11 protein-coding genes are annotated in these 13499 nt (G+C 79.4%); 8 read left to right on the forward strand and 3 right to left on the reverse strand.

From position 1 onward, the window contains the following. The first annotated feature begins 78 nt into the window (after positions 1-78). Positions 79-549, forward strand: coding sequence for a hypothetical protein (locus tag BLS82_RS00230; protein ID WP_092860605.1), 471 nt, complete (start codon positions 79-81; stop codon positions 547-549). 20 nt (positions 550-569) lie between these two features. Here BLS82_RS00230 and BLS82_RS00235 read toward each other — a convergent pair whose 3' ends face one another. The 3 genes from BLS82_RS00235 to BLS82_RS00245 all read right to left on the reverse strand — a co-directional run bounded on the left by BLS82_RS00235 (position 570) and on the right by BLS82_RS00245 (position 3856). Continuing rightward, positions 570-1343: an endonuclease/exonuclease/phosphatase family protein gene (locus tag BLS82_RS00235; RefSeq protein WP_092860607.1), complete on the reverse strand. Its 774-nt coding sequence runs from the start codon at positions 1341-1343 to the stop codon at positions 570-572. A gap of 71 nt (positions 1344-1414) precedes the next feature. Beyond that, positions 1415-2218, reverse strand: coding sequence for an LOG family protein (locus BLS82_RS00240; protein ID WP_092860609.1), 804 nt, complete (start codon positions 2216-2218; stop codon positions 1415-1417). A 78-nt stretch (positions 2219-2296) separates the two neighbouring features. Next, a complete protein-coding gene (locus BLS82_RS00245; RefSeq protein ID WP_218123391.1) occupies positions 2297-3856 on the reverse strand; it encodes an aldehyde dehydrogenase family protein in 1560 nt (519 codons plus the stop codon). A 94-nt stretch (positions 3857-3950) separates the two neighbouring features. Here BLS82_RS00245 and BLS82_RS00250 point away from each other — a divergent pair, with 94 nt between their 5' ends. From BLS82_RS00250 to BLS82_RS00280, 7 genes are read left to right on the forward strand one after another with little or no spacing between them, the layout of a single operon-like run. Beyond that, positions 3951-5612: a carbamoyltransferase family protein gene (locus tag BLS82_RS00250; RefSeq protein WP_092860611.1), complete on the forward strand. Its 1662-nt coding sequence runs from the start codon at positions 3951-3953 to the stop codon at positions 5610-5612. Further along, positions 5609-7147, forward strand: a complete 1539-nt coding sequence (locus tag BLS82_RS00255) for an HAD-IIIA family hydrolase (RefSeq protein ID WP_218123392.1) — start codon at positions 5609-5611, stop codon at positions 7145-7147. Before BLS82_RS00250 ends, BLS82_RS00255 begins: the two co-directional genes overlap by 4 nt. Then, positions 7144-8271, forward strand: coding sequence for a glycosyltransferase family 9 protein (locus BLS82_RS00260; protein WP_218123393.1), 1128 nt, complete (start codon positions 7144-7146; stop codon positions 8269-8271). Before BLS82_RS00255 ends, BLS82_RS00260 begins: the two co-directional genes overlap by 4 nt. After that, positions 8268-9275: a glycosyltransferase gene (locus BLS82_RS00265; protein ID WP_092860613.1), complete on the forward strand. Its 1008-nt coding sequence runs from the start codon at positions 8268-8270 to the stop codon at positions 9273-9275. Before BLS82_RS00260 ends, BLS82_RS00265 begins: the two co-directional genes overlap by 4 nt. Then, on the forward strand, positions 9272-10516 hold the full coding sequence (locus BLS82_RS00270) for a glycosyltransferase (protein WP_092860615.1): 1245 nt from the start codon (positions 9272-9274) through the stop codon (positions 10514-10516). Before BLS82_RS00265 ends, BLS82_RS00270 begins: the two co-directional genes overlap by 4 nt. Continuing rightward, entirely contained in the window at positions 10513-12732 is a 2220-nt protein-coding gene (locus BLS82_RS00275) for a PfkB family carbohydrate kinase (protein WP_143028684.1), read from the forward strand. Before BLS82_RS00270 ends, BLS82_RS00275 begins: the two co-directional genes overlap by 4 nt. Then, positions 12729-13439 carry an SDR family oxidoreductase gene (locus BLS82_RS00280; RefSeq protein ID WP_218123394.1) on the forward strand — a complete coding sequence of 237 codons (711 nt, stop codon included), beginning with the start codon at positions 12729-12731 and terminating at the stop codon, positions 13437-13439. Before BLS82_RS00275 ends, BLS82_RS00280 begins: the two co-directional genes overlap by 4 nt. Positions 13440-13499: the final 60 nt, after the last annotated feature.

The raw sequence follows: 13499 nt of genomic DNA on the forward strand, positions 1-13499 counted from the left end.
ACACCAGCGCCCGCGCCGGCGCCCGCGGCGCACCTGGCACGACGGGCCCGCCGCAGCGGGCCCTGGCACGATCGGCGGGTGGTCCCGACCGCGCGCCCCGCCCGCCGCCTCGCCCCCGGGGACGCCGCGTGCTGGGTCCTGAAGACCAGCCTGCCGCCGGAGCAGGTGGCGCCCGGCTGGGCGCCCGGCGCCGAGCAGGTGCTGGCGCGCTGCGTGCGGCCCAGCTACCGCCTCGGCCTGGTGGCCCCGGGCCAGGCGGTCCTGCTCTGGCTGAGCGGGCGCAGCGAGCCCGGCGTCCACGCCGTCGGCACCGTCGCGGCCGCCCCCGAGCCGGCGGGCGGCCCCGGGCAGCAGCCCTCGGTGCGGGTGGCCCTGCGCCGCCTCGCGGACCCGGTGCCGCGCGAGGAGCTGGTCGAGCACCCGGTCTTCGCCGCGGCCGAGGTCGTGCGGATGCCCGCCGGCAGCAACCCCTCCTACCTCACCGCCGCGCAGCTGGCGGTCGTGCGCGAGCGGCTCGGGGCGGAGGACCGGCGCCGAGCCGGGTGGTGACCCGGGTGGGCGGGCCGGGCTCAGGCCGCGGCGGACTCGACGTCGACCACGAGCGGGCGGTGGTCCGAGACCGGCAGCCGCGGGGCGAGCGCGCGGCCGGTCGAGCGCAGGCCGCCGCGCACGAGGATGTGGTCCAGCTGCCGGTCGGGCGCGTGCGCCGGGAACGTGGTGGCGGCGGCGAGCGAGCGCATGCGCGTCGTCCGCGCGGCCGAGGGAGCCTCGACGTTGAGGTCGCCCATGAGCACCACCGGCTCGGGCGCGCCCGCCACCGCGCGCACCAGGCACCGCAGCTGCACGGTGTTCCAGCCCGGCACGAACGACAGGTGCGTGACCGCGACCGTGACGCGCCCGACGGGGGACTCGACGTCGGCGCACACCGCCACGCGCGGCTCGTCCGCGACGATCGTGGGGGCGCGCCGGCCGCGGGACCACACGGGCACCCGCCCGTGCAGCGCCGGCAGGCGCACCACCTGCCACGAGTGCACCGGGTAGCGCGAGAGCAGCGCGATGCCGTAGCCCGCCGTGCCGGGCTGCTCCTCGCCCGTGGCCGCCATCCACGTCAGCCCGGGCGTGCCGTGCAGCGCCGCAACGAAGCGGTGGTGCGGCGCGCCCATGGCCTCCGCGGCGGTCGCGGTCAGGTCGGCCCCGCCCGAGCGCGGCTGGTCGCGGTCGACCTCCTGCAGGCCCAGGACGTCGGCGTCGAGGGAGGCCACCGCCTCGGCGCAGCGGTCGACGTCGACGCGCCCGTCCTCGGGCGACCGGCCGTGGAGGATGTTGAAGGTCGCCAGGCGCACCGCTGCAGTCTCGTGCAGAACCCGCAGACGGCGACCGCGGAGCGCGACGAGACCCGGCCGGCGCGGGTCGCTCACTCCCCGTCGGCGCCGCTGGGCCGCCCGGCGGCGAGGGCCTCGGCGGCGCGGGTCTCCACCTCCCGGTGGCGCTCGGCGCTGGAGATGACCTCCACGGCCTCGTCGACGTCGTCCGTGAGGGTCAGCAGCTCCAGGTCCACCGGGGAGATCGCCCCGCGCTCCAGGACCGTCCCGCGCAGCCACTGCAGCAGCCCGCTCCAGTACTCGGCGCCCATGAGCACGAGCGGGAAGCGGGTGACCTTCTGCGTCTGCACCAGCGTGAGGGCCTCGAACAGCTCGTCGAAGGTGCCGAAGCCGCCGGGCAGGACGACGAAGCCGCCGGCGTACTTGACGAACATCGTCTTGCGGGCGAAGAAGTACCGGAAGTGCACGCCGAGGTCGACCCACTCGTTCATGCTCTGCTCGAAGGGCAGCTCGATGCCCAGCCCCACCGAGACGCCCCCGGCCTCGCTGGCGCCGCGGTTGGCGGCCTCCATCGCGCCGGGGCCGCCGCCGGTGATGACGGCGTAGCCGGCGCGCGCGAGCGCGGCGCCGACCCGCACGCCGAGGGCGTAGTCGGGGTGCTCCACGGGCGTGCGCGCGGAGCCGAACACGCTGACGGCCGGTCCCAGCTCCGCCAGGGCCCCGAAGCCCTCGACGAACTCGCTCTGGATCCGCAGCACCCGCCACGGGTCCTGGTGGAGCCAGTCCGAGTCGGGGTCGCTGTCGAGCAGGTGCTGGTCGGTCGTCGTGCCCGGGACCATGTCGCGCCTGAAGGTGACCGGTCCCTGGTGGTAGCCGTTCGCGTAGCGGCGGGTCATCCCCGCAGGCTACGTCGGGGCCGCCCGCCCGGCTGCGCGCGCGCACCGCCGTCCCCCGGTCGCCGCGGGACGGCGCCCTCAGGCGGGCGGGGCCGGCTCCAGGTGCACGGCCTTCAGCGCCGTGAGCTCACCGATCAGGTCCGGCCCGTAGCCGCGGCCGCTGCCGCTGGCGCGGCGGGGGTCGGCGGAGCCGCCGGGCGCCCCGCCCCACACGGCGTTGACCTTCACGGTGCCGACCTCGAGCTCCTCGACCGCCTGCAGCGCGTGCGCCGTGGAGGGGGTGAGCACGGTGGCCGCCAGCCCGTAGGCGCCGGAGCCCGCCAGCCGCAGGCCGGTGGCGAAGTCCGGGACGACGGTGACGGCCGCGACGGGCCCGAAGGTCTCCTCGGCCATGACGGCCATGTCCTCGGTGCAGCCGACGAGCACGGTCGGCGGGTACCAGGTGCCCGGCCGGTCCGGGCGGGCACCGCCGGCCAGGACCCGGGCGCCGGCGGCGACGGCGGCGTCCACGTGCTGCTCGACCACGGCGAGCTGGCGCTCGTCGACCACGGGACCCAGCTCGCTCGCCGGGTCGGCCGGGTGGCCCAGCACCGTGCCCCGCGCGATCGCGACCAGCTCGGCGAGGACGGCGTCGGCGACGTCGGCGTGCAGGTAGACGCGCTCGACGGAGGTGCACAGCTGGCCGGTGTTCGTGAACGCGCCGGCGGCCAGCTGCCGCGCCGCCCAGGCCGGGTCCACGCCGGCGTCGACGAGGACGGGGTCCTTGCCGCCGTTCTCCACCAGCGCCCGCGCGCCGCGGGCGCCGGCCACCGCGGCGATCCGGCGGCCGGTGGCGGTGCTGCCCACCTGGGCCACCACGTGCACGCGCGGGTCCGCGACGATCCGCTCCCCGACGGCCCCGTCGCCGCTGAGCACCTGCAGGACCCCCGGCGGCAGGGCGGCGGCGACGCGGCGCGCCATCTCGTAGCCGGGCAGCGCGCTGCGCTCCGACGGCTTGTGGACCACGGTGTTGCCGGTCACGAGCGCGGCCGCGAGCAGCCCGGCGGCGGCGGGGAACGGGTCGTTCCACGGCGTGATGACGGCCACGAGCCCCCGCGGCTCGCGGCGCACGAGGTCGAGCGCGCCGGCGGCCCCGCCCAGCGCCCGCCCGGCGTCGAGGACGCCGGTGACCGCCGCCTCCTCCAGCAGGTCCGCCGCGACGCGGGCGGAGTCGCGGGCCTGGCCCAGCAGGCGCCCGGTCGCCGCGCACAGCAGGTCGCCGAGGGCGTCGGCGTCGGCGCGCACCGCGGCGGCCGCGGCGCGCAGCGCGCCGGCGCGCTCGGCCGGTGCGGTGCGCCGCCACGGCGCCCGCGCGGCGTCGGCGCCCGCGATCGCGGCGTCGACCTCGGCGTCCGCGGCGGCCACGACGTCCCCGCCGGGAGCCCCGGTGGCGGGGTCGACCGCGGGCAGGGCCCGCGAGCCCGCGGCGGGCACCTCCCGGCCGTCGAGCCAGTGGCGGGCCAGGCGCCCCGGCGGCACCGGGGCGGCGCCGCCCGGAGCGGCACCGCCGGGAGCGGCGCCGTCGGGAGCGGCGCCCGGAGCGGGCGCGGCGGGGGCGGGAGCGTCGGGAGCGGCGGGGGCGGGAGCGGGGGAGGTCACCGCACGTTCCTACCGCACCCGCACCGGCCCGGCCGTGCCCTGGTCGGAGCACCGGGCGCAGCGGATGTCGGGCTCGTCCGATAAGAAGTGCCCCATGAAGGTCCTGGGGATCAACGCCGTCTTCCACGACTCCTCGGCGGCGCTGGTGGTCGACGGGCGCGTCGTGGCGGCGGCCGAGGAGGAGCGGTTCAGCCGCCGCAAGCACGGCAAGCGCCCCGTCCCCTTCTCCGCCTGGGAGCTGCCCGAGCTGGCGGCGCGCTGGTGCCTGGAGGAGGCGGGCCTCGCCCCGGAGGACCTCGACGCCGTCGCCTACGGCTTCGACCCCGCCCTCGCGCGCCCGGCCGAGGAGATGGGCCTGTCCGACCCGTGGGACCACCTGCGGATCACGTACGCCCAGCGGGCGCCGGGCTTCCTCGCCACCGCCCTGCCGGGCCTGGACCCGGCGAAGGTGGTCTTCGTCCCCCACCACGTCGCGCACGCCGCCTCCGCCGGGCTGGCGGGGCCCTCGCCGACGAACAGCGTGCTCGTCCTCGACGGGCGCGGTGAGCGCGGCTCCCACCTGGCGGGGCGCTACGTCGACGGCAAGCTCGAGGTGCTGGCCACCACCGAGCTGCCGCACTCCCTGGGCCTGGTCTACGAGTCCCTCACCGACCACCTGGGCTTCCTGCGCTCCTCCGACGAGTTCAAGGTCATGGCGCTGGCCTCCTACGGCACCCCGCGCCACCTGGAGGAGCTGCGCGAGGTCGTGCACGCCACCGGGGACGGGCGCTTCGTCGCCCCGGAGCCGGACTGGTCGCGGTGGGCGCCGCGGCGCAGCCCGGACGCCGAGGACTGGGCGCCGGAGCACGCCGACCTGGCCGCCTCGGTGCAGGCGCTGACGGAGGAGGTGCTCGTGGACCTCGCCACCTGGCTGCACTCCCAGACCGGCGACCGGCTGCTGACCATGGCCGGCGGCACGGCGCTGAACTGCGTGGCGAACACGCGCATCTGGCGCCGCACCCCCTTCGAGGAGGTGTGGGTGCAGCCCGCCGCGGGCGACTCCGGCACGGCCCTCGGGGCGGCGCTGCAGGTCAGCGCCGAGCACGGCCGGGTGCCGGAGCCCATGGGCAGCGCCGCGCTGGGTCGGTCCTGGGGCGAGGAGGAGCTCGCGGCCTGGCTGCGCCGGGCGAAGGTGCCGTTCACCACGCCCGCCGACCTGGCCGGGGAGGTCGCCGACGTCCTGGCCGCCGACGGCGTGATCGCCTGGTTCTGCGGCCGCTCCGAGTTCGGCCCGCGCGCCCTCGGGCACCGCTCGCTGCTGGCCCACCCCGGCCACGCGGCCAACGTCGAGCGCATGAACGACGTCAAGGGCCGCGAGCAGTTCCGGCCCATCGCGCCGATGGTGCTCGCCGAGCGGGCGCCGGAGGTCTTCACCGACGGCCCGTTCCCGAGCCCCTACATGCTCTTCGTGCACGACGTGCGCCCGCAGTGGCGCGAGCGCATCCCCGCCGTGGTGCACGTCGACGGCACCGCGCGCATCCAGACCGTGGACGACGCCGCCGACCCGGCCGTGGCGGCCGTGCTGCGGGCGTTCGAGGCGCGCACGGGGCTGCCCGTGCTGGTGAACACGAGCCTGAACACCGCCGGGCGCCCCATGGTCGACGACCCCCGCGACGCCCTCGAGCTGTTCGGGTCCGCGCCGGTCGACGCCCTCGTGCTCGGGCCGCACCTGGTCCGGCGCGCGCACCTGTTCGCCGTCGACGGGGCGGGAGAGTGACGCCCGGCGCCTCCTCCGGCGCGCCCGCGAGCGACCTCCTGCGCTTCGCGGTCGTCGTCCCCACCGTGGGGCGCCCCAGCCTGCAGCGGCTGCTGGACACCCTGGCCGGGCAGGACGGGCCGGCACCGGCCGAGGTGCTGGTCGTCGACGACCGGCCCGGCACCGACGTGCCGCCCCTGCGGCTGGCGGGCGGCGCGGGGTGGCAGCCGCGGGTGGTCCGCTCCCGCGGCCGCGGCCCCGCCGCGGCGCGCAACCTCGGGTGGCGCCTGAGCACGGCGCCGTGGGTGGCGTTCCTCGACGACGACGTGGAGCTGCCCGCGGGCTGGGCGCGGGCGCTGGTCGCGGACCTCGCCGCCGCCGGCGAGCGCACCGGCGCCTCCAAGGGCCGCCTGCACGTGCCCCTGCCCGCCGGGCGCCGCCCCACCGACTGGGAGCGCGGCACGAAGGGCCTGGAGACCGCGCACTGGGCCACGGCCGACATGGCCTACCGCCGCGAGGCCCTGGAGGCCGTCGGCGGCTTCGACGAGCGCTTCCCCCGCGCCTACCGCGAGGACGCCGACCTGGCCCTGCGCGTGCGCCGCGCGGGCTGGGAGCTGGCGCAGGGGCGGCGCACCACCACGCACCCGGTGCGGCCGGCCGACGACCGGGTGAGCCTGCGGGTGCAGCGCGGCAACGCCGACGACGCCCTGATGCGCCACCTGCACGGGCCCTCGTGGCGCGCCGACGCGCAGGCCCCGCCGGGCCGGCTGCCGTGGCACGCCGCCACCTGCGCCGCGGCGGGCGCCGCCCTCGGCGCGGCGGTGCTGGGCCGCCGGCGCGGCGCGGCGCTCGCGGCGGCGGCGTGGGTCGCCCTGACCGCGGACTTCGCGCGCCGCCGGATCGCCCCCGGCCCCCGCGACGCCGCCGAGGTGCGCCGCATGGTGCTCACCAGCGCCGCTATCCCGCTCGCCGCGGTGGTGCACCGCGTGCGCGGCGAGGTGCGCCACCGGCGGCGGCGCACGCCCGCCTGGCCGCCGCCGGTGCGGGCGGTGCTCCTCGACCGCGACGGCACCCTCGTGCACGACGTGCCCTACAACGGCGACCCGGCGCTGGTGCGCCCGGTCGAGGGCGCCGCCGAGGCCCTGGCGGCGCTGCGCGCGGCCGGGGTGCGCCTGGGCGTGGTGACGAACCAGTCCGGCATCGCCCGCGGCCTGCTCACCCGCGAGCAGGTCGACGCGGTCGACGCCGCCGTGGACGCCGCCCTCGGGCCGTTCGAGACCTGGCAGGTGTGCCCCCACGGGCCCGAGGACGGCTGCGCGTGCCGCAAGCCCGCCCCCGGCATGGTGCTCGCCGGGGCGGCGGCGCTGGGCGTGCCGGTGGAGCAGGTCGCGGTCGTCGGCGACATCGGCGCCGACGTGGGCGCGGCCCAGGCCGCCGGCGCTCGCGGCGTCCTCGTCCCGACCCCCGCCACGCGGCCCGAGGAGGTCGCCGACGCGCCCCTGGTGGCCCCCGACCTCGCCGCCGCCGTGCGCCTGCTCCTGGGCGGGCCCCGGTGACCGGTGCCGACGCGCCGCCGGCGACCGGGCGCGGGCTGCGGGTGCTCGCCGTCCGCCTCGACAGCGACGGCGACGTGCTGCTGACCGGGCCGGCGGTGGCGGCGCTGCGCACGGGCCCGGACGGCGCTCCCGCCGCCCGGGTCGACCTGCTCGCCTCCCCCCAGGGCGCCGGCGCCGCGCGGCTGCTGCCCGGCGTGGACGACGTCCTCGTCTTCGACGCCCCGTGGAGCGGGTACCGGCCCGCGCCCCTGGACCCCGGTGCGGTCACCGGCCTGGTGGAGCTGCTGCGCGAGCGGGCCTACGACGAGTGCGTGGTGTTCACCTCCTTCCACCAGAGCCCCCTGCCGACGGCGCTGCTGGCCCGCCTCGCGGGCGTGGCGCGCGTGGCGGGCGCCAGCGAGGACTACCCCGGCTCCCTCCTCGACGTGCGCCACCGCCGCGGCGGCGGCGCGGACGGCTCCGGCGGCGGCCACGAGGTGCTCGCCGCGCTCCGCCTGGTCGCCGCGACCGGGCGGGCCGTGCCGCGAGCTCCCCGCCTCGCCGTGCGCCGGCCCCTGCCGGACGTGGCCGCCCTGGTGCCACCCCACCCGTACGTCGTGGTCCACCCCGGCGCGTCGGTGCCCTCGCGCGCGCCCTCGCCGCACGTCGCCCGGGCGGCCGTCACCGCCCTGCGCGCGCGGGGCTGGGCCGTGGCCGTCACGGGCGGGCCCGCCGAGACCGCGCTGACGGGCGCCGTGGCGGCGGGCACGGGCGCCGCGGACCTGTCCGGGCGCACCGACCTGCCGTCCCTGGCCGCCGTCCTGGCGGGCGCCGCGGCCTGCGTCGTCGGCAACACCGGGCCGGCGCACCTGGCCGCCGCGGTCGGCACGCCCGTCGTCAGCCTCTTCTCCCCCGTCGTGCCCGCCGAGCGGTGGGCGCCGTGGGGGGTGCCGAGCGTGCTCCTGGGCGACCAGGACGCCCCCTGCCGGCTCACCCGCGCCCGCGAGTGCCCCGAGCCCGGCCACCCCTGCCTCGACGTCGAGCCCTCGCAGGTGGTGGCGGCGGTGGCGCGCCTGGCCGCGGGCGCGGCGCATCCCCCCCGGGCCGCGGCGCCGGCCCTGAGCGCGGAAGGAGCACCGGCGTGAAGGTGCTGCTCTGGCACGTGCACGGCTCCTGGACGACCTCCTTCGTCCAGGGCCGGCACGAGCACCTGCTGCCCCTGCTGCCCGACCGCGGCCCGGACGGGCGCGGGCGGGCCCGCACGTGGGACTGGCCCGCCTCGGCGCGGGAGGTGCCCGTCGCCGACCTCGCCGCCGAGCGCCCCGACGCCGTGCTGCTGCAGCGGCCGCACGAGGCGGAGCTGCTGCACCGGTGGACGGGCCTGCGAGCGGGCGTCGACGTGCCCGCCGTCTACGTCGAGCACAACGCGCCCCCGGAGCACGCGGCGCGCACGGTGCACCCGCTGGCCGACGGCCTGCCGGCCGAGCTCGGCGGCGCCCTCGTGCCGGTCGTGCACGTGACGGCGTTCAACGCCGTGATGTGGGACGGCGGCCGCGCGCCCGTGCGCGTGGTCGAGCACGGCGTCGTGGACCCGGGGTACGCGTGGACCGGCGAGCGGGCGTCCCTGGCGGTCGTCGTCAACGAGCCGGTGCGCCGCTGGCGCGTGGCCGGCACCGACCTGCTCCTGCGCGTCAGCCGCGACGTGGACGTCGACGTGCACGGCATGGGCATGGCCGCGCTGCTCGAGCGCGCCCCGCACCTGGCCGGGCGCGTGCACGAGGACCTGCCGCAGGCGCAGCTGCACGCCCGGCTCGCCGCCCACCGCGGCTACTTCCACCCCTACCGCTGGACCAGCCTGGGCCTGGCGCTGGTGGAGGCGATGACGGCCGGCCTGCCGGTGCTCGCGCTCGCGACCACCGCCGCGCCGGAGTCGGTGCCGGCGGCCGCGGGCCTGGTCAGCAACGACGTCGACGCGCTCGTCGCGACGGCGCGGCGGTGGATGGCGGACCCGGCGGAGGCCCGCGAGCGGGGGCTGGCGGGCCGCGAGCACGCCCTGGTCCGCTTCGGCCTGGGCAGGTTCCTCGCCGACTGGGACGCCGTCCTGCACGAGGTGGCGTCGGGCGCGGCGGCGGAGGCGGTGCAGCGGTGAGGATCGCGATGGTCTCGGAGCACGCCAGCCCCCTCGCCGTCCTCGGCGGCGTGGACGCCGGCGGGCAGAACGTGCACGTGGCGGCGCTGGCCGAGCGCCTGGCCGCGCGCGGGCACGCCGTGGAGGTCTACACCCGCCGCGACGACCGGCGCCTGCCGCAGCGCGTGCCGCTGGCGCCGGGCGTCGAGGTCGTGCACGTGCCGGCCGGTCCGCCCCGGACGCTGCCCAAGGACGACCTGCTGCCGTGGATGCCGGCCTTCGCCGCCGTCCTCGCCCAGGAGTGGGCAGACCCGCAGCGGCGCCCCGATGTCGTCCACGCCCACTTCTGGATGTCCGGGGTGGCGGCGCTGGAGGCCGGGCGCGCCACCGGCGTGCCGGTGCTGCAGACCTTCCACGCCCTCGGCGCGGTCAAGCGGCGCCACCAGGGGGACTACGACACCTCCCCCTCCGAGCGCCTGGCGGTGGAGGCCTCGCTCGCGCGCGAGGTCGACCTCGTCATCGCCACCTGCTCCGACGAGGTCGCGGAGCTGTCCGCGACCGGCGCGGGCCCGCGCCGCGTGCGGGTCGTGCCCTGCGGCGTGGACGTGGAGCACTTCACCCCGCACGGGCCGGCGCTGGCGCGCACGGCCCCGTCCCGCCTGGTCAGCGTCGGGCGCCTCGTGGAGCGCAAGGGCGTGGACACCGCCGTGCGGGCGCTGCCCGTGCTGCCCGGCACGGAGCTGGTCGTCGTCGGCGGCCCGCCCGCCGCCGGGCTGCACCGCGATCCGGAGGCGCTGCGCCTGACGGCCCTGGCCGCCGACCTCGGCGTCGCGGACCGGGTGCGCCTGGTGGGCCGGGTCGAGCACGCCGACCTGCCCGCGGTCTACCGCTCCGCGGACGTCGTCGTCGCCACGCCCTGGTACGAGCCGTTCGGCATCGTGCCGCTGGAGGCCATGGCGTGCGGGCGCCCGCTGGTGGGCAGCGCCGTCGGGGGCCTGCTCGACACCGTCGAGGAGGGGCGCACCGGCGCGCTCGTGCCGCCGCGCGACCCCGCGGCGCTGGCCGAGGCCGTGCAGCCGCTGCTGGAGGACCGCCGGCGCCGGGAGCGCTGGGGCCGCGCGGCCCGGGCGCGGGCGGTGGCGCGCTACGGATGGGACCGGGTGGCCGCCGAGACCGAGGCCGCCTACGCGGACGTGCTGACCCGACAGGGCCGTGCCGTGCCGGCGCGGACCCCCCTCGACGAGCCCCTGGAGGCGCTGTGAGCACCCGAGACCCGCACCCCCGCGACACCGGCGGCAGCGGCGACACCGGCGGCAGCGGCGGCGCCGCCGGCGCGTGGCTGCGCGAGCACGAGCCCCAGGTGGCCGCCGCGGTCGCCGAGGTGGTGCGCCAGTCGGCCCTGATCGACGCGTGGGGCGTCGACCTGGCCGCGCGCCTGGCCGGCGGCGGGCGCCTGCTCGCGGCCGGCAACGGCGGCAGCGCCGCGGAGGCGCAGCACCTGACCGCCGAGCTCGTCGGCCGGTTCGTCGACGAGCGCCAGCCCCTGTCGGCGATCGCCCTGGCGGCCGAGACCTCCAGCGTCACCGCGATCAGCAACGACTACGGCTGGGACGAGGTCTACGCCCGCCAGGTCGCCGCCCACGGCCGTCCCGGCGACGTGCTCGTCCTCCTCTCCACCTCCGGCCGCAGCCCCAACGTGCTGCGCGCCGCCGAGCGCGCCCGCGCCCTCGGGATCACCGTGTGGGCGATGACGGGGGCCGCGCCGAACCCGCTCGCCGAGCGGGCGGACGCCGTGCTCGCGGTCGAGGCGCCCACCACCTCCGCGGTGCAGGAGGGGCACCTGGTCGCGCTGCACGCCCTGTGCGCCGCGGTGGACGCGGCGATCGCCGCCGCGGACCCCGCCGCGGACCCCGCCGCACCCGCCCCCGCCACCGGGCCGGCCGCCGAGCAGCAGGCTGCCACCGTGCCGGCCGCCGAGCAGCAGGCCGCCACCGGGCCGGCCACCGCCCCGACCGCCGAGCAGCAGGCCGCACCCGCGCGGCGGGCGGGGCGCCGGCGTCGCGTCGTCGTGGTCGGGGACGTCGTCCTCGACCGCGACCTGCTCGGGCGCACCACCCGCGTCGCCCCCGACGCCCCCGTGCCGGTCGTGGACCTCGAGCGGGTCCAGGAGAGCCCCGGCGGGGCCGGGCTGACCGCGCTGCTGTGCGCGAGCGGGGACGTCGACGTGCAGCTGGTCGCCCCGCTCGCCGACGACGACGCCGGACGGCGCCTGGCGCGGGCCCTGGCGGAGGCCGGGAGGCCGGTGGAGCTCCTGGCGCTCGGCCACGCGGGCGGCACGCGGACCAAGGCGCGGGTGCGCGTGGCGGGGCAGTCCCTCGTGCGCCTCGACGACGGCGGGCCCGGGACCCCGCAGCAGGTGCCCGTCGACGCCGTGCGCTCCGCCCTGGCGGCCGCCGACGTCGTCCTCGTCAGCGACTACGGCGCCGGCACCACGCGCGACCCGCAGGTGCGCCAGCTGCTCGCCGAGGCCGCGCGCCGCGCTCCGGTGGTGTGGGACCCGCACCCGCGCGGCGGCGAGCCCGTGCCCGGCTGCGCCCTCGTCACGCCGAACCTCGCCGAGGCGCGCGCCGCCGCGGGCACCGCTGCCGGTACCGCCACCGGCACCGCCGCGGCGGGCGGCCCCGACGCGCTCGCGGGTGCGCTCGCGCAGCGGTGGGGCGCCCGCGCGGTGTGCGTGACCACCGGCGCCGAGGGCGCGTGGCTCGGCGTGCCCGGCAGCGAGCCGCTGTTCGTGCCCGCCCCCCGCGTGCCGGGCGGCGACCCGTGCGGCGCCGGCGACCGCTTCGCCGCCTCCGCCGCGCTCGCGCTGGCGGGCGGGGCGGTGCCCTCCGAGGCGGTCGTGGCCGCCGTGCGCGACGCCTCGGCGTGGGTCGCGGGCGGCGGCGCCAGCGGCTGGCGCGACGCCGCCCGCACCCCCGCGCCCTCCCCCGCCGCGGCCGGGGCGACCACCGGCACGGGCGTCGACGCCGTGCTCGCGCGCGTGCGCGCCGCGGGCGGCACCGTGGTCGCCACGGGCGGCTGCTTCGACGTCCTGCACGCGGGTCACGTCGCCTGCCTGGACGCCGCCCGCCGCCTCGGCGACGCGCTGGTGGTGCTGCTCAACGCGGACGAGTCGGTGCGCCGTCTCAAGGGCCCGGGACGGCCGGTCTCCTCCTCGCAGGACCGGGCGCGCGTGCTCGCCGCGCTCGACAGCGTCGACGCCGTCGTCGTCTTCGACGAGGACGACCCGCGCGCCGCGCTGGAGCGGCTGCGGCCGGACGTGTGGGCCAAGGGCGGTGACTACGGGGGCGCGGAGCTGCCCGAGGCCGCCCTCGTGCGCGGCTGGGGCGGGCGCGTGGTGCTCCTGCCCTACCTCGACGGCCGCTCCACCACCTCCATCCTCACCGCCCTCTCCCCCGACGACCAGGAGGTCTCGTGACCACCACCCCCCTGCCCGAGCAGCGCGAGCTGGGCACCGTCTACGTCACGGGCGGGTCCAGCGGCCTGGGCGCGGCGGTGGTCGAGGTCGTCACCGCCCTGGGCGGCACCGCGGCGGTCATCGACCGCGCCGCGCCGCCGTCGGGCGCCCCCCACGCGCTGGCCGACGTCTCCGACGCCGCCGCGGTGCAGCGGGCCGTGGACGCCCTCGTGGAGCAGGTCGGCCCGCCCACCGCGCTGCTCACCGCGGCGGGCACCGACGCCGTGGGCCGGCTCGAGGACGTCGCGGTCGAGGCGTGGGAGAAGGTCGTCGGGGTCAACCTCCTCGGCACGGCCGCCGCGGTGCGCGCGTGCCTGCCGCACCTGAGGGCCGCGCGCGGCACCGTCGTGACCGTCGCCTCCTCCCTGGGGCTGCGCGCGGCCAGCGACGCCACGGCGTACTGCGCGAGCAAGTTCGGCGTCGTCGGCTTCACGCGGGCGCTGCAGCTCGAGCTCGCCGGGGAGGTCGGGGTGACCCTGCTCGTGCCCGCGGGCATGCGCACGGCGTTCTTCGACGGGCGCACCGAGCAGTACCGGCCGGGCCCTGACGCCGCGCTGATGGACCCGCGCCAGGTGGCGCTGTCCGTCGTCCACGCCCTGCGCCAGCCCGTGGGCACGGAGGTGCGCGAGCTCGTGATGACCGTCTCCACCGAGCCGTCCTGGCCCTGACCGGGCAGGCGCGCACGGTCCTGGCGCTGCGCGCCCTCGGCCTCGGGGACGCGCTGACGG

This window comes from Quadrisphaera sp. DSM 44207 (assembly GCF_900101335.1).
In the GTDB taxonomy this organism is placed as follows: domain Bacteria; phylum Actinomycetota; class Actinomycetes; order Actinomycetales; family Quadrisphaeraceae; genus DSM-44207.